We start from the raw sequence: 21,918 nt of genomic DNA on the forward strand, positions 1-21,918 counted from the left end.
TATTATAAAAAATATTTCAAAGAGGTGAAGAAATTGAGTAGGAAAATTTTAATAGTAGGTGGAGTTGCAGGTGGAGCTTCAGCTGCTGCTAGGCTTAGAAGACTTAATGAAAATGATAAAATAATAATGTTTGAAAAAGGGCCACATGTATCTTTCTCAAATTGCTGTTTACCATATCACTTAAGTGAAGTTATAGAGGATGCAGAGTCTTTAGTTCTTATGCAACCAGATAAGTTCTTTAATCAATATAGAATAGATGCAAGAATAAATAATGAAGTTATAGATATAGATAGAACAAATAAAAAAATTAAAGTTAAAGATTTAATAAATAATAAAGAATATGAAGAAAGTTACGATAAATTAATATTATCTCCTGGTGCAAATCCAATAGTACCTAATATACCTGGAATTGAAAATATAAATGTATTTACAGTTAGAAATGTTGTTGATATAGCAAAATTAAAATATTTTGCTAATAAGTCATATGAAAATAAAGTAACTGTAATAGGCGGAGGATTTATAGGAGTTGAAGTTACTGAAAATCTTAGAGAAGCTGGATATTATGTAACATTAATAGAAGCATCTAAGCAAATAATGAAGCCATTTGACTATGATATGGTACAAATACTTCATAAAGAGCTAGATGATAAAGGAGTTAACTTAATATTAGAAGATAAGGTAGTAGCATTTGAAGATGGACATACTGTTTTAGATTCAGGAAGAAAAATAAAGTCAGACGTAGTTATTATGGCTATAGGAGTTACTCCTGATACTAAGTTAGCTAAACAAGCAGGGTTAGATATAGGTGAAACTGGATCTATAAAGGTAGACCACAATTACTGTACAAATGATAAAGACATATATGCAGTAGGGGATGCAATAGAAGTATATAATGCTTTAACTCATAGAAAGACTAGATTACCACTTGCAGGGCCTGCTCAAAAACAAGCAAGAGCTGTTGCAGATCATATAAACAATATTCAAGTTAGAAATACTGGATTTATAGGTTCTTCAGTTATAAAAGTATTTGATTTAAATGGAGCATCTACTGGTCTTAATGAAAATATGATAAAGGAATTAGACATTAATATAGACTATGAAGTTGCAAGGGTTATACCTTCAGATAAAGTTGGATTAATGCCAGGAGCAAATCCAATGCACTTTAAATTAATATTTGAAGTACCAACAGGAAAAATACTAGGAGCACAAGCTATAGGTAAAGGAAGTGTAGACAAAAGAATAGATGTTATAGCAACTCTTATAAAATTTGGTGCAACTGTAGAAGATTTAAAAGATTTAGAGTTATGTTATGCACCAACATTTTCAACTGCAAAGGATGTAGTAAACCATGCTGGATATGTAGCATCTAATTTACTTAACAATACATTTAAGCAAGTACCTGTTACAAAGGTTAGAGAGCTAGTAGAAAATGGGGAATATATAATAGATGTTAGAGAAGAAAATGAATTTGAATTAGGTCATGTAGTAGGGGCTAAAAACATACCTTTAAGTCAATTAAGAGATAGATTAGATGAAATACCAAAGGATAAAACATTATATGTACACTGTAGAAGTGCACAAAGAAGTTATAATGCAGTATTAGCACTTAAGCAGTTAGGATTTGAAAATGTATATAATATAGCTGGAAGCTTTTTAGGTATATGCTTATATGAATATTTTAATGATAAGACTAAAAATAGAAAGCCTATAGTTACACAATATAATTTTAATTAGGGGACAATTTGGAGGAGTAATATGATATATAATTTCGATGAAATAATGGATCGTAGTAACAATTTTTCAGCAAAGTATGATGAGGCTAAAAATAAATTTGGGAGAGATGATATAATACCTCTTTGGATTGCTGATATGGATTTAAAAACAGCACAGCCTATAATAGATGCAATAATAGGAAGAGCTAATCAAGGGATGTTTGGATATGTATCAAGGCCAGAAAGATACTTTGAATTAGTAAGAGAGTGGCAATTAAAGAGAAATAATTGGGATGTTGATACAAAGTATATGGCACATGCTACAGGAGTAATGCCAATGATGTGTCATTTTATGAGAGAGTTTTTAAATGAAGGTGATAAGGTTATAGTTCAACCACCAGTATATTCGGAATTCTTTACAGCTGTAAAAGATTGGGGAGGAGAATTAGTATACAATCCTTTAAAGCTAGTAGATGGAGATTATCAAATGGACTTTGAAGACTTAGAAAAGAAGCTTAAAGATGGGGCTAAGTTTTTAATAGTTTGTAATCCTCATAACCCAGTTGGGAGAGTTTGGAGTAGAGAAGAACTAACTAAACTTGGTAATTTATGTTTAGAAAACAATGTTATGGTTATATCTGATGAAATACATTCAGACTTAATATTATTTAATAACAAGCATATACCAATGGCATCTATAAATGAAAACTTTAAAAAGAATACTATAACTTGTATGTCAGCTACAAAGACTTTTAATTTAGCAGGTCTTCAAGTATCAACTACAGTATTTCCTAACTTAGAAATGAAAAAGATATATGAAGATGTACAAGGAAAGTTGGATTCTAAAAGAAACAATGCATTTAGTGTAGTGGCAAATATGGCAGCTTATGCTCATGGTGAAGAATGGTTAGAGCAATTATTAACTTACTTAGAAGGTAATGTTGAGTTTATAAATAACTTCTGTAAAGAACATATACCACAAATAAAGCCAAATACTCCAGACTGTACATATTTAATGTGGCTAGATTGTAAGGATTTAGGGCTAGAGGGAGATAAATTAGTTGATTTCTTTACAAATGAAGCTAGACTTGGATTAAATGATGGAAGAAGTTTTGGAATAGGTGGAGAAGGCTATATGAGATTAAATGTAGCTTGTTCTAGAAAGTTATTAGAAAAAGCTATGAATCAATTAAAAGAAGCAGTAGATAAGAAAAACTTATAGGGGAGTATAGGTTTTAAAATAAGGGATTATAGCTAGTTTAGTTATAATCTCTTGAAAATAAATTTATCTAAGAGTTAATGATTTATATAACTAATAATAATTTTGCTCAAAAGGAAAAGGGTTTTATACATTGTTTTAAATAAAATTTTATAATACGGGGGTTTATTATGGAAATTAAAGCACAGGCAAAGTCAAAAAAGAGCTTTCTTTTAAGATCTTTAGACACAGTTGAAAGAGTAGGTAATTCGCTACCTCATCCAGCGACAATATTTATAATATTAACAGCAGTTGTAATATTAGGATCAGCTATTGCAAGTAGTATGGGTCTTTCTGTAAGTTATGATGCTTATGACCAAGCAACTGGAGCTATAGTTGAAACTCAAGTTGTAGCAGAAAGTTTACTATCACCAGATGGTATTAGATATATGTTTACTTCTATAGTATCAAACTTTACTAGCTTTTTTGCACTAGGACCAGTATTTGTAATAATACTATGTGTTGGAGTTGCAGAAGGAACAGGATTTTTATCAGCAGCCTTAAGAAAAGTAGCAAAAGTTACACCAAAGAAGATGGTTACAGCTATGATAATATTCTTGGGAATAATGTCAAATGTAGCATCATCTACTGGATATGTTGTATTAGTTCCATTAGGAGCAATAATATTTATGAGTTTTAAAAGACATCCAATAGCAGGTATGGCAGCAGCATTTGCAGGAGTATCTGGAGGATGGAGTGCAAACTTACTTATAGGTACAAATGACCCAATGTTTGCAGGTATATCAACAGAAGCTGCAAATATGATAAATCCAGAATACTTTGTTCAACCAACAGCTAACTGGTACTTTATGATAGCATCAACTTTCTTAATAGTAGCAGTAGGAACATTTGTAACAGAAAAAATAGTAGAGCCAAGACTTGGAAAATATGTATCAGATGAAGACGCAGTAGTTGAAGATATAACAGACCTTGAAAAAAGAGGTATGAAGTGGGGAGTATTATCATTAATAGTTTATATAGCATTTATAGGATTATTAGTACTTCCTCAAAATGGAGTACTTAGAGACCCAGAAACTGGTTCAATATTAACTTCACCATTTATGAGTAGTATTATACCTATAATGGCATGTTTATTTTTGGTACCTGGAATATTCTATGGAATAGGAGCTAAGGTTATAAAAAATGATAAAGATGTTATAGAGTTAATGATAAAAGGTGTAACTAGTATAGCAGGATTTTTAGTTTTAGTATTCTTTGCAGGACAATTTATAAAGTTCTTTGACTATTCAAAGCTTGGAACTATAATGTCAGTTAATGGAGCACATTTCTTAGAAAATACAGGCTTTGTAGGATTACCACTTATAATATGCTTTATAGTTTTAACAGCTCTTTTAAATATAATAATAGCTGTTGACTCTGCTAAATGGGTTTTAATGGCTCCAATATTTGTTCCTATGTTTATGCAAATAGGATTATCACCAGAGCTTACTCAATTAGTATTTAGAATAGGAGATTCATGTACTAATGTTATAGCACCACTTATGCCATTCTTTGCACTTATAGTAGCCTTTTGTCAAAAGTATGAGAAAAAAGCTGGGGTTGGTACATTAATAACAACAATGTTACCATACTCAATAGCATTTTTAATAGGATGGACGTTATTATTTATAGTTTGGTATACATTTGGTTTACCAATAGGACCAGGATCACCATTATTTTACGGAGCATAATTTAAATTAGGAGATAGTGAATATGAAACCTAAAGTTCAAAAAATAAAGAGATTATTAAGAGAAAATAATATTGATGGAGTTATAGTAAACTCTCCGGAAAATTTTACTTATATAACAGCTTATTCTTCACATCAACATACAGTATCTAGACAAGCACATTTTGCTGTAAGTGTATTAGATAACAAAGAAGAAAGTAGGGCTATAGCTATAGGAATGGATTTTGAAAGTGAAGCATTTTCTGATTATATGGACTGTATAGTTAAAAAATATAGTACATGGGTTGGGGGAAAAACTTTTGAAGAAGTTTTAGCTAATAAAGAAGTTGTATCTAATAAAACTTTTGTAACTTCATTAGATGTAGTAGTTGAAAGTATAAAAGAATTAAATCTTGAAGATAAAAAAGTAGGTATAGAACTTGATTTTATATCAGCAACATATTTTGATTCTTTAAAGAGAGCTCTTCCTAATGTGGATTTTGTAAATGTTTCTAATTTATTTATAGAAGCTAGAAGTGTTAAAGAAGATGATGAAATAGAATACTTTAGAAAGTTAGCTAGAGTAGCTGATGAGGCACTTTTACATACAAGTCAGTTTGTTAAAGAGGGAGTAAGTGAAAGAGAACTGTTTGATATATACTGTAAAAAGGTAATGGAATCAGGAATATGCTTCCCAAGTGGATGGTCATCATTTTGTGCAGGTGAAAATTCAGGAAGACTTTGTCGATCTACTGATAGGATAATAAAAAATGGAGATGTAGTAAAATTCGACGGGGGGGTAAATGGAGACACTAACTTTTATACAACAGATTTTTCTAGAAGTTGGATAGTTGGAGATGCTCACCCAGTACTTAGTGAGTTAAAGCAAAGATTAGTTGAAGCTCAAAGGCTTATGATAGATTCAGTTAAACCAGGACTTGGTTTTGATGAATTATTCTCAATAGGATTTAATTATGTAAAAGAAAAGTATAAGTTCTATGAAAGAGGTCATCTAGGACATAGTATAAGTATGGGACCTCAAACGGCAGAGTCACCATTTATATCATTAAGCGAAAAAAGAAAGCTAGAAGTTGGTATGATACTTTGTATAGAAACACCATGTTATATATCTGGATTTGGTGGATTTAATATAGAAGATATGATATTAGTTACAGAAGATGGTTGTGAAGTATTAACACCACTTACACCACATTATAAATAAAAATAGAAGGTAGTGTTAAAGTGCTTAACACTACCTTTTTATATACTGATGAAATTATAATATTTTAAAAGTTATGAAAAATTGTTGTATAGTAAGTTTATATATTTATTTTGAATTTATTAATAAGGTAGATATTAACATGATTACTTTTAAATATTAATACGCATAATATTATATGAAAATATATTGTAGGAGGTAATTGAATGAGAGCACTTTCAGAAATAGAAAATCTATCTTTAGCAGCAGTGTTAAAAATGGAATCTGATGGTTTAATTATGCAAAGAGCAATAGATTCTTTAATATCAGATGAAGACTTAAAGAGACAATCAGAGGCTAGTATATTAGCAACAGAAGGAAGAATTAAAGCAATACAACAATTTATAGTTGAGAATAAAATACCAGCTACTGAGGAGGAATAGATACTATGAGAAATATGCTAGGAAATTTAATAAAAGATAATGCAGATCTAAACGATGAAATAATAGCTTTAGGTATGCTTTCATCTGCAAAAGAAGCTGCAGACATGTATCTTAATTCTACATTAACAAGTAGTACACCAGAATTAAGAGCGCTATATTCAGCATCATTAACTCAAATGGTTGGAGGTCATACAGCACTTACTGAATTAAGTCTTAATAAGGGATGGATTAAGCCATATGATACTCCTATTCAACAATTAACATGTGCTTATAATGAATCAAAACATGTTATTAGCGAAAATAGATAGTTATATTTCAATTTTAAAGAACTTAAATTGTAACCTTTATTTTGTCATTCAACCGACAGGATAATAAAAAATGGAGCGTAGTTAAATTCGACGGGGGGGGGTAAATGGAGACACTAACTTTTATACAACAGATTTATCTAGAAGTTGGATAGTTGGAGATGCTCACCCAGTACTTAGTGAGTTAAAGCAAAGATTAGTTAAAGCTCAAAGGCTTATGATAGATTTAGTTAAGCCAGTACTTGGTTTTAATGAATTATTCTCAATAGGATTTAATTATGTAAAGGAAAAGTATAAGTTCTATGAAAGAGGTCATTTAGAACATAGTATAAGTATGGGACCTCAAACGGTGGAGACACCATTTATATCATTAATCGAAAAAAGAAAACTAGAAGCTAGTATGATACTTTGTATAGAAACACCATGTTATATATCTGGATTTGGTGGATTTAATATAAAAGATATGATATTAGTTACTGAAGATGGTTGTGAAGTATTAACACCACTTACACCACATTAAAAATAATATATAAATTAAAAAGGCAGCTATTAATAAATAATTAGTAGCTGCCTTTTAATGTAATAGATTAGTGGTTAACATATAAGTATCTGATTATACAAAAGTTTTGATTATGAATTAATTACTTGATATAATAAAATTAAAACTAAATATAGGAGATGAAAAAATGAATTTAGATTATATATTGTCAACGGTAGTTGCAATTGCTGTTGCTATAAGCGTTCATGAGTTTGGTCATGCGTATTCGGCACACTTACTGGGGGATGATACAGCTAAGATGTATGGAAGAATGACTATAAATCCAGCTAAGCATATAGACCCTATTGGGCTTTTAATGATGATTATATTTAAAATAGGTTGGGCAAAACCTGTTCCTGTTAATCCAAATAATTTTAAAAACTACAAGATAGGAAATGTGTTAGTTTCATTTTCAGGAGCTATAGCAAACATTATAACTGCTATAATATGTGTGCTTATAAATAAGTATATAAATATGTATGCTATTAATTTAATAGCTTCTATGACTATGATATATAATGTAGGTTTTGCTGCATTTAACTTACTTCCTCTACCTCCACTTGATGGATGGGGAATAGTATCAACATTTATACCATATAAATACAATGAATATGTTTATAGATATGAAAATATGAGTAGTATAATATTTTTAGTTTTAATATTTACAGGATTAGTTGGTATATTTGTAGAACCAATAAGAGATATAATAATTAACATAGTATTTTTATTTGCATAATTTAAGAGGTAATCCATGAAGTATAATATACATTTACAGGTTTATGATGGACCACTAGATTTATTATATGATATGATATCTAAGCAAAAGATAGATATAAAGGACATATCAATAATAGAAATAACAAAACAATACATAAATTATATAAAAATGCTAGAGAAAATGGACTTAGAGGTAACTAGTGAATTTATAACAATGGCATCTAAGTTACTTCAAATAAAATCTAAGTATTTATTATATAAACAAAAAGAAGATGAAGAAAGTGTTGACCCTAGACTTGAATTAGTAGAACAATTAGAAGAATATAAAAAGTTCAAGCTAGCAACAGATTCTATAAAAGATAACATAACTTATATAGATGAATTATTCTTTAGAAAAAAAGAAGAAATAATAACAGATGAAAAAGTAGAATTAGAAGATATATCTATAGAGGCTATAAAAAATATACTTCCTTTAATACTTAAAGTAAAATCTGTTGAAGATGAAAAAGTAGAAGATAAAAGATTAGACAAAATAGTAAGAGGTAGAATAATACCTGTTGAAGAAAAGATATCTTTTATAAGAAGTATAATAGAAGTAGAAAAAGAAGTAAGATTTACAAAGATAATAGAGTCTTGTGATAAAGATGAAGTTATAGCAACATTTTTATCTATATTAGAAATGATAAAAGGAAAAGAAGTAATAGTAGAACAAGACTTATTCTTTGATGACATAATAATAAAGAAAAGCTCGGAGTGATAAAATGAGACGTGAAGATATTAAAAATATTATAGAAGCTATAATGTTTGCTTACTCAGAACCTATAAGTATTGGTGAGCTAAATAGTATAATAAATGAAGAGCTATCAAGCAAAGAGATAGAGTTAATGTTAAACTCTTTAATAGAAGAGTATAAGGAAAACAATAGAGGTATACAAATAATAAAATTAGAAAATAAATACCAAATGACTACTAACAAAGAGTATGCAGGATTTATAAAAAAATTATTAGAACCAAAAAAAAAGAAAACACTAAGTCAGGCAACTCTTGAAACACTAACTATAATAGCCTACAAACAACCTATAACAAAGGTTGAAGTAGAAAATATAAGAGGAGTAAAATGTGATAGAGCAATATCTGTTTTACTTGAAAATGAACTTATAAAAGAAGCTGGAAGGTTAGAAAAAATAGGGAAACCTATAATATATAAAACTACTGATGAGTTTTTAAAATTACTAAGCATAGAAAGCTTAGATGATTTACCACCATTAAATGAAGAAAAAGAAATCCAATAGGTTTATCCTATTGGATTTTTTACATTCAAGATAATTATATTAAGTATAAAACTATTGATAACTCATAAAGGTAAGATATTTCAATAGCTTTGAAAATGTAAAAAATAATATTTTAAGCAACGGACAAAGTCGTTGGCGATATGAGCGAAGCGAATTTTTTTAATTATATTAATTTTAATAAAAAACTTACTTTTCTTTATACATCTTTAAAAGTATTTCTTCGCCTTTAGTAACTAATGATTTAGTCATAGCTCCTCCAACTAGCTCTCCAGCAAGAACATTCTTAGATATCCCTTCTAGTGTGTTTTGAGGGGCATTACTTTCAATTTTATCACTAACTTCATTGTAGTTAAATCCTTGTTCATTAGCAATTTCCATTTTAAGCATATTTAAAGCTTGTTTTGCATTTTGGTTAATTGGTTTATTCATAGAATACATCCTTTCATTTGTTGTATTTATAAAATAGGATATACGTAATTTAAAATATAATACAAGATATTAAAATTCTATATAAAAGTATATGAAATTACTGCTTATATAACTTTATATTTAAATTAATATCTGTATTTTTTTGTATATATATTCAATATTTAGAAATAATAAAACTATGAGATACAGTGTGTTATTAATTATTTGTATAGTAATAGTATTATTACTAATACTATTTAACTCAAAGTTACATATATTAATCATTTCTAAAGTAAAGAATGAACATATAAGGGTAGATTTAAGGATAAAGTATTTCTTTAATATAATAAATATAAATATACCACTTTATCCAACTAATAAAAAATGTACCAAAACTAAGAAGGGAGAAATTAAAAGAAATAGAAGCATATACAATTCAAATTTAAAAGAAATAAAAGTAGTATTTGGGTTACTAAAAAGAGTTAAGATAGAAGAAATATATATAGATATAAATTTCGGCAGTGAAAATATACCTTTTACAAGTTTTATATATGTACTTATAAATTTTATTTATTCTAGCATAATAAACATTATAAACTCTAATAAGGTATATTTAAATGTAAAACCAGATTTTACTAAAAACTTTATAAATTGTGATTCAAAGATAGAAATAAAACCGACAATAAAAGATATAATAATAATATCGATTGCTATATATAAAATTTACATTAAAATTAATAAAGGTAAAAGGAATGGTGGTAATATTGAAATCGACAAACTCAATAAAAAGTCTTATGGAGACAACATTTGAAACTATTAAAGGCTCAATAGATGCAAATACAGTAATAGGAGACCCTATAAAAACAGATACAACAGTTGTTGTACCTATATCAAAAATAACAATAGGATTTGGTATAGGTGGAGGAGATTACTCTAGAGGTCCACATAAAGAAAATAGAATTTCAAAAGTAGAATGGGACAATGAAACAAACTTTGCAGGAGGAAGTGCAGGAGCCATATCTATACAACCCGTAGCATTTGTAGTAGTTGAAGATGGTGAAACAAGACTTATGAGCTTAGATAACAATATAAATATGGTAGACAATATATTAGCAGTTACACCAAAGGTTATAGAAAAAATTCAAAAGTTATCTAAGAAGGATGATTTAAACAAAAAACAATGCTAATAGTAAGTAAATTAGGGCTATCTAGAGTTTAAAATAAATAAATTATAGATAGCTTTATTTTAGCAAATACTTTGAAAGCAAATAATTTAATTGGTAAATATTAAAATTGTGTAGTATAATAAAGTGTATAGTTAAAATACTAACTAATGTAGAGGGTATTATAGGGTGTATAGAGCAAAATTTCGAGGTGAAGAGCTATGAACAACAGAGAAATTTCTACATTAATGGTGGACAGTATGAATGACTTTGCTAACTTAGTAAAGCTTATAAGTGCGGAGAGGGTGCAACATGATAGTGTTTTAACAGAGAGGCAATTTGTTACATTAAGCAGAATAAATATGCATAAAAAAATCGAGCTTAAAAATTTAAGTAAAGATTTATATGTATCAACTTCTAGTTTATGTATATTATTAAACAAATTGGTGGAACAAGGATATGTGTACAGAGAAGAAGATCCAAAGGATAGAAGAAATACTTTCTACTGTATAACTGAAAAAGGGCATGTTTTAATCAAAGCTGAAGTAGACCATTTACTAGATGTAATAGGTCATAGAATAGAAAAGTTAGATGAAGATAAAAAAGAAAGGTTATACAACTGTATGGTTGAATCAAGCGTTATATTTAAGGAATTATTATAAAATAAAATAAAAAATCATACCAAATTATGTTATAATGAAAATAACCTAAGATTTTTATTTTCTTCTTACATTTATTATTAGGAAATAAAAGTATATTTGCTCGCTAAATTAGCGAGCATTTTTTTACATGTAATTAAATTATATTAAGCATAAATCTATTGATAACTCATGAAAATAATATATATTAATAGGTTTAAAAATTTACCTTTTAATATTAAAATTAAATTTATCAAATAAAAGTACTGGTATATATACTATATTAGTTGAAATTATAAATACAATGATATTTAAAATATTAAAATTGGAAAAATCACGATTAAAATTAAAGTTTGTAAAAATATTTAAGAAAAATAAAAATGAAAAATATATTATACAAGTAATTAAATTATCTTTAATAGCACTAGAGCTTACCTTAAATTTTCTAACTTCTATTAGATATACATTAGCATATACTAATATCATTTTAGAAAATATAAGTAAGAAATAAAGTATATTTGGAAATCTATAAGGAATACTTTTAAAAAATATTATCTCACCTATAGAACAAACCAAACTCCATGAAAAAAATACATTAAACAATTGATATCTTTTAAAATATAAAATTGCTATGCAAATATAAGAACAAAATCGACCTGGTCCAATAGGTAGTGAATTTAATGTATCATAGCCTCCCATAGATATTAATGAAACTTGTTCAGATACTATTTCTAATATAATAAGTGCACATATTACTTTCTCAACAATATAACTATAAGGTAATAAATTTTTAGTAAGCTTTGGACAAACATATAGAAATATTGAAAATAATAAAAGTATAGTTAGATGTTCTTTAGAAAAAATGAAATCTCCATTCATAAATAACTCTCCTAAGATAAATTTAATAAAATCAAGTATACGGCATATCCAAAAATTTTATATATACTAAAGTATATTTTGAGGCTACAAAAATAGAAGTAATAAAATTTGTATTAATTTGTGGTAGTGTAACAAAAAAAAATTAAAATAATAAATTGATAATATACTATTCAAGACATTAAAAAATAAACAATTTAAGGATGTGAATATATTGAAAAAGGGTAGTGGGAAAATATGTGCAGATGCTGGGAGCAAGTATTGCCCGTGTCATCTTGCTTACTCAGGGGATTGTATAAAATGTCCTCTTATAAGAGGAGAAAAATGCTCAAGTTGTTCATGGCAAGGAGTATGTATTTATAATGAACTTAAGCATAGTGAGAATTCAAAAATTAAACAAAGAGAAGAATATATCTGTGATATAAAAGATATAAAAGAAATTAAGGATAATGTATACCTTATAAAAATACAAGTTCCTAAAAATATCATAATAGATTTAAAAAGCCCAGGCGCTTACATGCTTATTAAGGGGATAGACAAGGATAGAGATATATTTAACACGCCTATATCTGTTATGGATGTGGATGATAAAGAAAACATACTAGAAATAATCATAAAGCCAGTAGGAGTAAAGACTAAAAATATAATAAACTTTAAAAAAATAAGAGTAAAAGGACCGTATTTTAATGGAATATTTGGGATTAAAGAAATAAAATCTACATCCGGAGAAAATGTAGTTGTAATAGGCAATGGATTATCTTTAGTAAACTCTATAAATGTAGTCAAAAGACTTATAGAGAATAATAACAAGGTAGAAGTGTTTATAAATAACCAAGCAGATATATTAGATGAAGTAGTAGATAAGTTAGAAAAATTAGGAATAAATGTATATATAACTGATATAAATGAAAATAAAGACTTCTTATTAGACTATATAAAAAGAAATGATATAAGCTTAGTATATTCAGCTGGAGGCAATAGATTCAGTAAATATATTATGGACATTGTAGATGAATGCAGTAAAGATATAAAATTTGCTATATCAAATAATAATTTAATATGTTGCGGTGAAGGAATATGTGGTGCTTGCATAGTCAATGTAAATGGAGAAAAAGTTAAATCTTGTAAGATGCAAATAAACAGTAGAGATTTTTTAAATTCTAACAATGTATAGGGGGAGTTGTAATGCCTAAAGTAGTTGTTATTGGTGGTGGATGGTCAGGATGTGCTGCTGCCATATCTGCTAAAAAAGCAGGTGCTGATGTTACCGTATTAGAAAAAACAGACCTATTAATAGGTTTAGGTAATGTTGGTGGAATAATGAGAAATAACGGAAGATATACAGCAGCAGAAGAAGCAATAGCACTAGGTGCTAGAGAGTTATTTGAAATCACTGATAAATATTGTACTCATAAAGATATAAATTTCCCAGGACATGATCATGCTACATTGTATAATGTAACAAAGGTAGAAAGACAAGTAAGAAATAAATTAATAGAAATGGGAATAGACGTTAGATTATTTAGCAGAGTTGTAGATACAGAGGTTGAAAACGGTAATATAAAAGCTGTAATTTTAGAAGATGGAGAAAAAGTATATGGTGAAGCATTTGTTGAAACAACAGGTTCAGCAGGTCCTATGGGTAACTGTACAAAGTATGGTAATGGGTGTGCAATGTGTGTACTAAGATGTCCATCTTTTGGAGGAAGAGTGAGTATAAGTGAAACTTGTGGATTAGAAGATATGATGGGAAGAAGAAATAATGGTGACTTTGGTGCATTTAGTGGTTCTATGAAACTATTAAAAGAATCTTTAAGTGAAGATATACAAAAGGAATTAAATGAAAAAGGATGTGCAGTAATAGCGCTACCTGATGAACTTAAAAATGAAAAGAAGTTAGACTTAAAGGTATGTCAACAATATGCTCTACCTGCATTTTCTGATAATATAGTTTTACTAGATACAGGTCATGCAAAACTTATGAGTCCATTTTTTGCTATAGAAAAACTAAGAAAAGTTAAAGGCTTTGAGAATGCTTGTATAGTTGACCCATATGCTGGTGGTAAGGGTAATTCTATTAGATATTTATCTGTAGCCAAAAGAGATAACTATATGAGAGCTAAAGGTATAAATAACTTATTTGTTGGTGGAGAAAAATCAGGATTTTATGTAGGTCATACAGAGGCAATATGTACAGGAAGCTTGGCAGGACATAATGCAGCTAGAAGCTGTGTTGGAATGTATTTACTTCAACTTCCAACTAATTTATTAATAGGTGATTTTTTAGCTTATTCTAATAATGAAATGCAAAAAGAAGGTGGAGATAAGTTAAGATTTACATTTGCAGGAAGTATTTATTTTAATAGGATGAAGGAGCTAGGATTTTATACTATAGATAAGGATGTTATAAGGGATAGGGTTAGAAAGGCTAGTCTGGAAGGTATATATGACAAGAAGGTTATAGGTTAGGCATTTTGCCTAGCCTTTTTTATAGGGATTATATAGTTGCGAGATTAGTGGGAATAGACTTAATTATAGAATGTATTAGAGCTAATATAATTATATATTTATGTAAAAATATGGTATATTATATAGTGAAAATACTTTAAATAAGGGAGAAAATATACAGTGTCTAAAATTGTAATAGATAAGAGTACATTTGAACATGCTTTAACAAATTTAACTATAAATGAAATTGTAAATATATTTCAAAGAAATGATATAAAAATAGACGAAAAACTAAAAAAAGTAGAGATTATAGATAGTCTATTAAAAATGTTGGATGAAAACAAATTAAATGAAAAAGTATACTTGGAAGTTCATCAAAGGTCTTTTTCTATAAATAAAAATTTCTATGACGGTTTCTTTTATAAATTTAATACGGAAATGATAGACTTAAATATTGATAAGTTTATATCCATCTTAAATAAGACAGCATTAATAAAAAGTAATAATAATATAAAAATAAATATACTTAATATAAGAAAATTAGGAGATAATCTTTTATTTACTATTGAAAGAACTAAAAGGCAAGCAATATATGATTATGAGGAAGAAAAAAGTAGATTTTTTAGACAGCAAATAGAAGCTGATATACAAATTTATTTTAATTATGGGTTGATTTATATCCATTCAAAAAATATTACTGAAAGTAAGACGATAAAAGTTTTTTTACAACAAGTGTTTAACAATGAAGAGTTAATTATAGAAAACAAGATAAAAATAAATGCCCCAAAATTTAACAATAATATATCAGAGCAATGGATAAAACGTAATCAGAAAATAAGTAATAGTATTTCTCCAATAACAGTTCATATGCTGGATTTATTAAATCACTTTGAAGTAGAAGATGGATGTTTCTCAGGGTGTGGTATAAAGATGATATACTTTAATAATGAAGTAATCGAGACTGAGAATGATTGTAAAATAACAGATTTAATATATGGTGGAGAAAATTTACAAAATCATAATAAAATAAAAAAAGAAATAAAAGAAGGAAAAAGTATAATAGGATTCAAAATACAGGTGGATTATTCTTATACAGATGAAGAAACAGAAGACGTTATAATGAGTACATTGCCTATAACGATGTTATTTGAAGATAACAATTTTTTTAGAATATCTATAGCAAGTGAACAGATATCAGCAAGAGAAGAAATTTTAAATAGCTCATATACAGATGTAAAACAAATATTCATAGATAAGTTTATATCCGAAAATATAATAAATGAACCACAAATAGTTGAATATTTAGAAGAAGAAAAAACTACTACAGAAGAAGAACATACTGAAGAAGATAAACAATTAAAATCAGAAAAAACATCTCAAGAAAGAGGATGGATACTTTAATGTTAAATAATATATATGTATATAAATATATGAAATATACAGATATAGTTAGGAAGGTAGAAGAATATCAATTTAATAAAATAGATTATTACGAAAATATAGAAGTATATTCCATATATAATTTAAAATCTAAGAGTTTAATAGAATGTGAAGAGAATAATACGGTATATCTGTACGATAAGTTCAACCTATACATATTTAAGAATGAAAAAATAGTTGTATTTACCACAAAGAAATATCAATATATTAAAAGATTTTGCAATGATAAAAATTTGGTGAAATATAATTTACTGTCAGTAGAGTGTTTTAAATTATTAGCAAGTAAAGACTTTAGTAGGAGTTTAACAAATTTAAATATTCAATTTGATTATATAGATAATGAAGGCGAAGACTTTGAGTTAATTGGTAGTGAAATAGATGGTATGGAAGTTATCTATGATATGGGGTTTAAAGGCAATTATGAAAATATAAAAATAAAGTCCTATTCTATACAACCACTAAAATGCAACTATTTAATTAATATAAGGTCTGTAAATAGAATAGAAGTTAAGAAAAAATGTAGTGAAAATGAGATAATAGAAACTGTTATTAAATTAATTACTACAATTAGTGCAGGTGGTATTGATAAATATGGAAAATACATGGATTAATAATATAAAAGCGTTATTTAGTAGTAATGATAGTGATGTAACATATAGTGAGGATGTAATAAAAAATAAGATTGTAGATAATGATATATGCATAATAGGTACCGATATAACTCATAAAGTTAGGATACGATTTAAGGAAAATGATAAGATAAAAAAGGTATCAAAAATAAAAAGAATTGTAACAGATATAAATAATCTTCCTATGAGTAAGTCATATAGAAAAAAGTATAGTACAGAGATAGCGACTATATATCAGTTAGCATTAAATGATGAGATTGAAGACGCGGAGATTTTGGCTGAAGATTTAAAAAAAAATATTGAGGGTAATATAATAATACAACGAAAAATAGATTTTATAGCACCTGCTATACTTATATTACTACTAGTAGTATGGGTATCTAATAATACTAAATACATATTAAATTCTGAATATTATCCATGCTTTATATATGGACCAATTGGAGGAATATTATCGCTCATAATTAATCAGAATAACTTAGAGATAAATTATAATGTTAATAAAGTATCTATATATATAGAAAGTATAAAAATGGTGATATCAACATTATTAATGTCCTTAATAGGATTTATAGCTATTAAGTCAGGACTTGTTCTTGGAAATATAGACTTTTCAACTAATAGTTATGTTTTATATTTTATTATTATTATATGTGGATATAGTCAAACATTTGTACCAAATATACTCAATAATTTTAATGATGGGAAGGATACTTAACTTTAAGTATCTTTCTTTAACTTGTTATATTGTAGGTATTTTTATTTATCAATTATTTGGGAAATAGAGATATAATAATAAGTTACGACATCTATTTCATACCTATAATAGTTTTAGATAATTCATTACTACTATCAGATAGAATCTGAAGCTTACATTCAATCCTTACAAGTAAATAAATGCTAAGGGCGATAGGAAATCCTACAGAAGCAATTTAGCAGCATCTCTTTTAGTAAGATTATTTTTTATTATCTATTTAAAAAGCTTGTCCTTAAAAGTATAAGAGTCTAGTAAAAATTTAGCATAACCGTCACTACATAAAATAGTAGTATTTAATACTTTTCCAAGTTTATTAATAGAATCTGGAGTAGGATAAAATTCATCACGCTCATAAGAACCTATCATACTATGCTGCATACCAACTTTATTACCCAGCTCATATTGAGATAACCCCATAGACAATTTAAGATTTTTTAACTTTTGTCCAAAAGTATCCTCTGGCAAATCACTATAATCATATGACTTATGAATAAACTTTGAATTTAGGAAGTTCACGCAGGGGCAATATGCACAGGAAACCTAGCCTTTTTTATAGGGATTATATATAAATAATTATATAGTTGCGAAAGCTAAATTTCTGTATAGAATATATATTATAAAAGGGGTGGAGGTGATGTATATGAAGAGATTAAATAATTATATAAATTTTGGATTATTATTCAACATTATTTTCTTGTTAGGAAATTGCACTAATCTACTTCCAGAGTTTATAAAAGGGCTGTGTGTTGGATTAGGTTTTACATTAATATTTATTGGGATATATTCAGAAAATCATTATATGTCTAAAGTAGGAAAATACAAAAAAAGGGTACTTAACAAAGTATTGTCAAAATGATATTTTATTGTTATATATTACCTAAAGCAATTGCTATAATTAAATAAAGGGGGGGAGGAAACTATATGTATGAGTATAAATTTATAAAAGTGCCATTAAAAAAAGGATGGAATGTTAAAACTGGTGATACTTTTGAGGAATGTAAAAATACTATTCAAGAAGAAGCGAAAAACGGATGGAGATTAAAGCAAGTTATTGTTCCAGTAAATGAAAATACTGGTATAGCGCCATATCAAGCATCATATTGTTATCAAATTATTTTTGAAAAAGAAATAAAATAACTATTTGAAACAATAAAAGGCAAGTGGATATTCTTATGACTTAATTGATATAAATTTACAATCATGATATATTTAATATTGTAAATTTTGGAAAATGGTCAGAAGGGGAATAAGATATGTATTCATTTGAACTGCGTGGATTATTAATTTTTGGATTGCCCATATGGATAATTGCAAGAATAATAATCTTAATAAACAGAAGGAAAAAGGGTATTAAATTTAACATTGGGGATGAAATTTTAACTAATCTATTTGTAATATATTTATTCTTACTTATAGGAATAACTATTTTACCTATAATTATAGGTGAAATGACTTTATATGAAGGAGCATTAAGTTTTATAGAAAGATGTAATATAAACATAGTTCCATTTATAGATTATTTTAAAGGTGCAAATTACTTTGGAAGTATAATAAGAAATGTAGTTGGAAATATAGTTTTATTAATGCCATTTATACTGTATATATGTGCAAAAAGTGAAAAATCAAGAGATTTAAAATCCGCTATTAAGATAACTTTTTTAATATCATTATCAATAGAGTTGACTCAGTTAGTTATGAATATATTTGGACTTACGTATATAAGAGCTGTTGATGTAGAAGATTTAATATTAAATACATTAGGTGGGATTATAGCGTGGGGCATATTTAAACTTATGTATAGAGGTAAAATAAAAAGTATGATAGATAATATACATCCTCAGTTAATTGAAGAAAATCAAATTAATTAATTTTAATATACTAAAAACTAATAGAGCATTAGAAATATTGCTCTTTTTTTATGTTAAAAAATATATATTTTTATAAAGATTTAAAATTAAGCATAAAAAAATTGGTAAAAATTATTACCAATATTATTTAATAGGAAATATAGTGAGAATTCATAGCAAAAAATTGCTCATAGTCTTTTCTAACAGACTTATCTAAATTATTTACCTTCATATTAACATATCTAACAGGTACCTTTTCATGGCTTGCTATTTTATAATTACAACCAGTAAAGTATTTCATAAAAACATCATCATCTAATAAAAACTCAGCTACAAAAGTATCAGCTTCTTTTTCAAGTTTTTCATAAAGAACAGGGTCATATTTTTCAACCTCTAAAGTATTTATATCTGGATGAAGTAGGACATGTCCAAGTTCATGAGCATAAACTCTTTTTCTATCTTCATCAGAAAGATTAGCATCTATAAGTACAAACTTTACACCATCAATTTTTAAATAACACCCTTCAGGCAATTCAGATTCTAAGCTATCATCAAAAAAATGAGTAACGACCTTAAAATGATGAAGTAAATCTAATGCAGTAAACCCTGGATAGCGCTCTTTTAGAACCCTAACTTTTTCTTTTATATATTTTAAATTCAAAATCAATCTCCCCTTCATAAAAATCGCGTTGCTCATGTCGCCAACGACTTCGTCCGTTGCTCAAAAATCGCTTTGCTCATATCGCCAACACGTTGCTTAAAAAATTAAAAGTACTTTTATTTATTTTTCTCTTTATCTATAGCTAAAAGCATCCCCATTTTAATAGCTTGTAAAACCCCATCTATAGCTTCTTTAGAAGCTGGCTTACCACAAAACATTAATCCATCTTGTTTTAACATTTCTTCAGCATTTTCTAATATATTTTTAATATCTTTTTCACTTTTTTTAGTTATATCACATTCATCATAAGTTCTTTCATCAGTAATACCTAGTAAGTAGTCAGTAGACACTTCAAGTGCATCAGCAAGTCTTGAAAGTACGGCAGATTTTGGTTCTCTTAATCCATTTTCATATCTAGATAAACTAGCCTCTGTTATATTTGCTCTTTTTGCTAATTCTTTTTGATTTAAATTTAAATAACGTCTAGCTCTAGAAATTCTCTGTGCAATAGTCTCCAAATTCTTCACGCTCCTTTGGTTAAAATTAACATTATTTAGTTATATTTTAATAATATCACAGTGTTATTAAAAAGGAAATAAAAATGTACATACGGTAATAAAAATATACAAAACATACAAATTACTAAAAAAAATGATAATTTGTATAATAAAATTACCAAAAACTAATTGACACTTACAAAATATGGATGTAATATTTAGTTACAAAGGAGCAAAAAAATATTTATCATAAAAAAATAAAATAGAGATAGGGGAGTAAAATAATGGGACTTAGAATACTTAAATCAAAAAGGGCATTATTTGGATTAACACAAGTTAAAGTAGCAAATATGATGGGGATGAATACAAAAACTTATAATCTTAAAGAAAATGGAAGGGTAGATTTTTCATTAGAGGAAGTAGTAAAAATAAGTAAGGTATTAAATCTTAATATTAAAGAAGTAAATGAGATATTTTTAAATTTAGATATTGAGAATTAGTTATACAAAAATTTTTACTTATTATATTACCAAAAGGTAATAAAAATAGCTAAATTATAAAAAAATGATAATAAATATATACAAAGGGGATTTATATGAGAGATTTAAAGGTATTTTTTAATAAGGAATTTGGAGAAATAAATGTAATAGTAGTAAATAACAAGGAATATATAGAGGCTATAGGAATAGCTAAGATATTAGGATATGTAAATCCTAGAGATGCAATAATAAGACATTGTAAAAAAGAGGGGGTAATTTTTTCCGACGTGGGGGTAGTTACTGGTTTTAGAGATAATAAAAGTGAAATAATACAATTTGTTAGAAAGAAATTTATAGATGAAAGTAATGTGTATAGATTAATTATTAGGTCAAAACTACCTAGTGCAAAAAGATTTGAAAAGTGGATAATGGAAGAAGTAATACCTTCTATTAGAAAAAATGGAGCTTATATGAATGAAGATGTTATTGAAAAAGCTTTAGAAAATCCAGACTTTATAATACAAATGGTAACTAAGTTAAAGGAAGAAAGAAATCAAAGAATGTTAGTAGAGAAAAAGGCTAGAAAGCTTGAAAAAACTATAGAACTAGATAAGCCACTTGTAAATTTTGCAAAAACTATAGCTACAAGTGAAGATGCTATAACAATAGGACAGTTTGCTAAAATACTAAACAACAATAACATAAAAATAGGAAGAAATAGACTATTTAGTATGTTAAGAGATAATGGATATCTTATAAAAAGTGGTAAAGAAAAGAACATGCCAAAGCAAGTGTATATAGAAAGAGGGCTTTTTAAAGTATCTGAAAGCATTTTAAATACAAGTGAAGGTGAAATAATATCCACAACAACACTTATAACTGGAAAAGGTCAAAAATATTTTTTAGAAAAAACTTACAAATAGATAAAAAAATAATGGTTAAAAT

29 protein-coding genes are annotated in these 21,918 nt (G+C 27.2%); 23 read left to right on the plus strand and 6 right to left on the minus strand.

Translation table 11 applies throughout. The features are described from left to right. Positions 1–33: 33 nt before the first annotated feature. From ABHC41_RS06245 to scpB, 10 genes are all read left to right on the plus strand, one after another. On the plus strand, positions 34–1,734 hold the full coding sequence (locus ABHC41_RS06245; protein ID WP_271892308.1) for an FAD-dependent oxidoreductase: 1,701 nt from the start codon (positions 34–36) through the stop codon (positions 1,732–1,734). 21 nt (positions 1,735–1,755) lie between these two features. After that, a complete protein-coding gene (locus tag ABHC41_RS06250; protein WP_166505810.1) occupies positions 1,756–2,934 on the plus strand; it encodes a MalY/PatB family protein in 1,179 nt (392 codons plus the stop codon). 167 nt (positions 2,935–3,101) lie between these two features. Further along, on the plus strand, positions 3,102–4,661 hold the full coding sequence (locus tag ABHC41_RS06255) for an AbgT family transporter (RefSeq protein WP_092924639.1): 1,560 nt from the start codon (positions 3,102–3,104) through the stop codon (positions 4,659–4,661). 22 nt (positions 4,662–4,683) lie between these two features. Beyond that, positions 4,684–5,859, plus strand: a complete 1,176-nt coding sequence (locus ABHC41_RS06260) for a Xaa-Pro peptidase family protein (RefSeq protein ID WP_195237294.1) — start codon at positions 4,684–4,686, stop codon at positions 5,857–5,859. Between the two features lie 203 nt (positions 5,860–6,062). Further along, a complete protein-coding gene (locus tag ABHC41_RS06265; protein WP_092924643.1) occupies positions 6,063–6,278 on the plus strand; it encodes a hypothetical protein in 216 nt (71 codons plus the stop codon). Positions 6,279–6,283: 5 nt separating this feature from the next. Then, positions 6,284–6,586, plus strand: a complete 303-nt coding sequence (locus ABHC41_RS06270; protein ID WP_166505808.1) for a spore coat protein — start codon at positions 6,284–6,286, stop codon at positions 6,584–6,586. Positions 6,587–6,671: 85 nt separating this feature from the next. Continuing rightward, positions 6,672–7,103: a M24 family metallopeptidase gene (locus ABHC41_RS06275; RefSeq protein ID WP_195237539.1), complete on the plus strand. Its 432-nt coding sequence runs from the start codon at positions 6,672–6,674 to the stop codon at positions 7,101–7,103. A gap of 166 nt (positions 7,104–7,269) precedes the next feature. Next, complete coding sequence (locus tag ABHC41_RS06280; RefSeq protein ID WP_092924649.1) at positions 7,270–7,857, plus strand: site-2 protease family protein; 588 nt, start codon at positions 7,270–7,272, stop codon at positions 7,855–7,857. Between the two features lie 15 nt (positions 7,858–7,872). Then, on the plus strand, positions 7,873–8,595 hold the full coding sequence (locus tag ABHC41_RS06285; RefSeq protein ID WP_092924651.1) for a segregation/condensation protein A: 723 nt from the start codon (positions 7,873–7,875) through the stop codon (positions 8,593–8,595). A 4-nt stretch (positions 8,596–8,599) separates the two neighbouring features. Beyond that, a complete protein-coding gene (gene scpB, locus ABHC41_RS06290; protein ID WP_092924653.1) occupies positions 8,600–9,130 on the plus strand; it encodes an SMC-Scp complex subunit ScpB in 531 nt (176 codons plus the stop codon). 186 nt (positions 9,131–9,316) lie between these two features. Here the strand turns inward: scpB and ABHC41_RS06295 are convergent, their stop codons facing one another. After that, a complete protein-coding gene (locus tag ABHC41_RS06295; RefSeq protein WP_240275646.1) occupies positions 9,317–9,559 on the minus strand; it encodes a small, acid-soluble spore protein, alpha/beta type in 243 nt (80 codons plus the stop codon). A 190-nt stretch (positions 9,560–9,749) separates the two neighbouring features. On the opposite strand from ABHC41_RS06295, the gene ABHC41_RS06300 reads away from it, so the two are divergent. The 3 genes from ABHC41_RS06300 to ABHC41_RS06310 all read left to right on the plus strand — a co-directional run bounded on the left by ABHC41_RS06300 (position 9,750) and on the right by ABHC41_RS06310 (position 11,363). Then, positions 9,750–10,349: a DUF2953 domain-containing protein gene (locus ABHC41_RS06300; protein WP_195237298.1), complete on the plus strand. Its 600-nt coding sequence runs from the start codon at positions 9,750–9,752 to the stop codon at positions 10,347–10,349. Then, positions 10,333–10,725 (plus strand): spore germination protein GerW family protein, encoded by a 393-nt coding sequence (locus ABHC41_RS06305; RefSeq protein ID WP_242977251.1) that lies wholly within the window; start codon positions 10,333–10,335, stop codon positions 10,723–10,725. Before ABHC41_RS06300 ends, ABHC41_RS06305 begins: the two co-directional genes overlap by 17 nt. A 197-nt stretch (positions 10,726–10,922) precedes the next feature. Then, entirely contained in the window at positions 10,923–11,363 is a 441-nt protein-coding gene (locus ABHC41_RS06310; RefSeq protein WP_092924659.1) for a MarR family winged helix-turn-helix transcriptional regulator, read from the plus strand. A gap of 201 nt (positions 11,364–11,564) precedes the next feature. Here ABHC41_RS06310 and ABHC41_RS06315 read toward each other — a convergent pair whose 3' ends face one another. Next, complete coding sequence (locus ABHC41_RS06315) at positions 11,565–12,218, minus strand: YwaF family protein (protein ID WP_092924661.1); 654 nt, start codon at positions 12,216–12,218, stop codon at positions 11,565–11,567. Between the two features lie 202 nt (positions 12,219–12,420). On the opposite strand from ABHC41_RS06315, the gene ABHC41_RS06320 reads away from it, so the two are divergent. The 5 genes from ABHC41_RS06320 (at position 12,421) to ABHC41_RS06340 (ending at position 17,450) form a co-directional block, all read left to right on the plus strand. Then, complete coding sequence (locus ABHC41_RS06320; RefSeq protein WP_271892298.1) at positions 12,421–13,389, plus strand: hypothetical protein; 969 nt, start codon at positions 12,421–12,423, stop codon at positions 13,387–13,389. A gap of 11 nt (positions 13,390–13,400) precedes the next feature. After that, the gene (locus tag ABHC41_RS06325; RefSeq protein ID WP_271892296.1) at positions 13,401–14,684 is read left to right on the plus strand and encodes an FAD-dependent oxidoreductase; all 1,284 of its coding nucleotides are present in this window, start codon (positions 13,401–13,403) and stop codon (positions 14,682–14,684) included. Between the two features lie 159 nt (positions 14,685–14,843). Beyond that, positions 14,844–16,064 carry a hypothetical protein gene (locus tag ABHC41_RS06330; protein ID WP_271892294.1) on the plus strand — a complete coding sequence of 407 codons (1,221 nt, stop codon included), beginning with the start codon at positions 14,844–14,846 and terminating at the stop codon, positions 16,062–16,064. Then, complete coding sequence (locus ABHC41_RS06335) at positions 16,064–16,714, plus strand: hypothetical protein (protein WP_271892293.1); 651 nt, start codon at positions 16,064–16,066, stop codon at positions 16,712–16,714. Before ABHC41_RS06330 ends, ABHC41_RS06335 begins: the two co-directional genes overlap by 1 nt. Beyond that, the gene (locus ABHC41_RS06340) at positions 16,695–17,450 is read left to right on the plus strand and encodes a hypothetical protein (RefSeq protein ID WP_271892291.1); all 756 of its coding nucleotides are present in this window, start codon (positions 16,695–16,697) and stop codon (positions 17,448–17,450) included. The genes ABHC41_RS06335 and ABHC41_RS06340 overlap by 20 nt, the downstream gene beginning before the upstream one ends. A 91-nt stretch (positions 17,451–17,541) precedes the next feature. Here the strand turns inward: ABHC41_RS06340 and ABHC41_RS06345 are convergent, their stop codons facing one another. Continuing rightward, a complete protein-coding gene (locus ABHC41_RS06345; RefSeq protein WP_271892695.1) occupies positions 17,542–17,664 on the minus strand; it encodes a YvrJ family protein in 123 nt (40 codons plus the stop codon). 38 nt (positions 17,665–17,702) lie between these two features. Further along, complete coding sequence (locus ABHC41_RS06350) at positions 17,703–18,005, minus strand: helix-turn-helix transcriptional regulator (RefSeq protein ID WP_271892289.1); 303 nt, start codon at positions 18,003–18,005, stop codon at positions 17,703–17,705. Positions 18,006–18,129: 124 nt separating this feature from the next. Between ABHC41_RS06350 and ABHC41_RS06355 the strand changes: the two genes are divergently transcribed. The 3 genes from ABHC41_RS06355 to ABHC41_RS06365 all read left to right on the plus strand — a co-directional run bounded on the left by ABHC41_RS06355 (position 18,130) and on the right by ABHC41_RS06365 (position 19,357). Beyond that, positions 18,130–18,345 carry a hypothetical protein gene (locus ABHC41_RS06355; protein ID WP_271892287.1) on the plus strand — a complete coding sequence of 72 codons (216 nt, stop codon included), beginning with the start codon at positions 18,130–18,132 and terminating at the stop codon, positions 18,343–18,345. A 65-nt stretch (positions 18,346–18,410) separates the two neighbouring features. Next, positions 18,411–18,626, plus strand: a complete 216-nt coding sequence (locus ABHC41_RS06360) for a DUF4177 domain-containing protein (RefSeq protein WP_092924667.1) — start codon at positions 18,411–18,413, stop codon at positions 18,624–18,626. A 116-nt stretch (positions 18,627–18,742) separates the two neighbouring features. Then, entirely contained in the window at positions 18,743–19,357 is a 615-nt protein-coding gene (locus tag ABHC41_RS06365; RefSeq protein ID WP_271892285.1) for a VanZ family protein, read from the plus strand. A 127-nt stretch (positions 19,358–19,484) separates the two neighbouring features. On the opposite strand, the gene ABHC41_RS06370 is transcribed toward ABHC41_RS06365, so the two are convergent. Beyond that, the gene (locus ABHC41_RS06370) at positions 19,485–19,997 is read right to left on the minus strand and encodes an ImmA/IrrE family metallo-endopeptidase (protein ID WP_271892283.1); all 513 of its coding nucleotides are present in this window, start codon (positions 19,995–19,997) and stop codon (positions 19,485–19,487) included. 116 nt (positions 19,998–20,113) lie between these two features. Continuing rightward, positions 20,114–20,515 carry a helix-turn-helix domain-containing protein gene (locus tag ABHC41_RS06375; protein ID WP_271892281.1) on the minus strand — a complete coding sequence of 134 codons (402 nt, stop codon included), beginning with the start codon at positions 20,513–20,515 and terminating at the stop codon, positions 20,114–20,116. Between the two features lie 263 nt (positions 20,516–20,778). Here ABHC41_RS06375 and ABHC41_RS06380 point away from each other — a divergent pair, with 263 nt between their 5' ends. Both ABHC41_RS06380 and ABHC41_RS06385 read left to right on the plus strand, forming a co-directional pair. Further along, positions 20,779–20,994, plus strand: coding sequence for a helix-turn-helix transcriptional regulator (locus tag ABHC41_RS06380; RefSeq protein ID WP_092924677.1), 216 nt, complete (start codon positions 20,779–20,781; stop codon positions 20,992–20,994). Positions 20,995–21,089: 95 nt separating this feature from the next. Beyond that, positions 21,090–21,896 carry a phage antirepressor KilAC domain-containing protein gene (locus ABHC41_RS06385; protein ID WP_092924679.1) on the plus strand — a complete coding sequence of 269 codons (807 nt, stop codon included), beginning with the start codon at positions 21,090–21,092 and terminating at the stop codon, positions 21,894–21,896. The last annotated feature ends 22 nt before the right edge of the window (positions 21,897–21,918 follow it).

This window comes from Romboutsia sp. 1001216sp1 (genome assembly GCF_039841805.1).
GTDB lineage: Bacteria > Bacillota > Clostridia > Peptostreptococcales > Peptostreptococcaceae > Romboutsia_C > Romboutsia_C hominis.

Bases quoted from the DNA above. Each gene is read 5' to 3' on its own strand.
- ABHC41_RS06250 (WP_166505810.1), top strand. From the start codon at position 1,756: ATGATATATAATTTCGATGAAATAATGGATCGTAGTAACAATTTTTCA.
- ABHC41_RS06255 (WP_092924639.1), top strand. From the start codon at position 3,102: ATGGAAATTAAAGCACAGGCAAAGTCAAAAAAGAGCTTTCTTTTAAGA.
- ABHC41_RS06260 (WP_195237294.1), top strand. From the start codon at position 4,684: ATGAAACCTAAAGTTCAAAAAATAAAGAGATTATTAAGAGAAAATAAT.
- ABHC41_RS06265 (WP_092924643.1), top strand. From the start codon at position 6,063: ATGAGAGCACTTTCAGAAATAGAAAATCTATCTTTAGCAGCAGTGTTA.
- ABHC41_RS06270 (WP_166505808.1), top strand. From the start codon at position 6,284: ATGAGAAATATGCTAGGAAATTTAATAAAAGATAATGCAGATCTAAAC.
- ABHC41_RS06280 (WP_092924649.1), top strand. From the start codon at position 7,270: ATGAATTTAGATTATATATTGTCAACGGTAGTTGCAATTGCTGTTGCT.
- ABHC41_RS06285 (WP_092924651.1), top strand. From the start codon at position 7,873: ATGAAGTATAATATACATTTACAGGTTTATGATGGACCACTAGATTTA.
- scpB (WP_092924653.1), top strand. From the start codon at position 8,600: ATGAGACGTGAAGATATTAAAAATATTATAGAAGCTATAATGTTTGCT.
- ABHC41_RS06295 (WP_240275646.1), bottom strand. From the start codon at position 9,559: ATGAATAAACCAATTAACCAAAATGCAAAACAAGCTTTAAATATGCTT.
- ABHC41_RS06305 (WP_242977251.1), top strand. From the start codon at position 10,333: ATGGAGACAACATTTGAAACTATTAAAGGCTCAATAGATGCAAATACA.
- ABHC41_RS06310 (WP_092924659.1), top strand. From the start codon at position 10,923: ATGAACAACAGAGAAATTTCTACATTAATGGTGGACAGTATGAATGAC.
- ABHC41_RS06315 (WP_092924661.1), bottom strand. From the start codon at position 12,218: ATGAATGGAGATTTCATTTTTTCTAAAGAACATCTAACTATACTTTTA.
- ABHC41_RS06325 (WP_271892296.1), top strand. From the start codon at position 13,401: ATGCCTAAAGTAGTTGTTATTGGTGGTGGATGGTCAGGATGTGCTGCT.
- ABHC41_RS06335 (WP_271892293.1), top strand. From the start codon at position 16,064: ATGTTAAATAATATATATGTATATAAATATATGAAATATACAGATATA.
- ABHC41_RS06340 (WP_271892291.1), top strand. From the start codon at position 16,695: ATGGAAAATACATGGATTAATAATATAAAAGCGTTATTTAGTAGTAAT.
- ABHC41_RS06355 (WP_271892287.1), top strand. From the start codon at position 18,130: ATGAAGAGATTAAATAATTATATAAATTTTGGATTATTATTCAACATT.
- ABHC41_RS06360 (WP_092924667.1), top strand. From the start codon at position 18,411: ATGTATGAGTATAAATTTATAAAAGTGCCATTAAAAAAAGGATGGAAT.
- ABHC41_RS06365 (WP_271892285.1), top strand. From the start codon at position 18,743: ATGTATTCATTTGAACTGCGTGGATTATTAATTTTTGGATTGCCCATA.
- ABHC41_RS06380 (WP_092924677.1), top strand. From the start codon at position 20,779: ATGGGACTTAGAATACTTAAATCAAAAAGGGCATTATTTGGATTAACA.
- ABHC41_RS06385 (WP_092924679.1), top strand. From the start codon at position 21,090: ATGAGAGATTTAAAGGTATTTTTTAATAAGGAATTTGGAGAAATAAAT.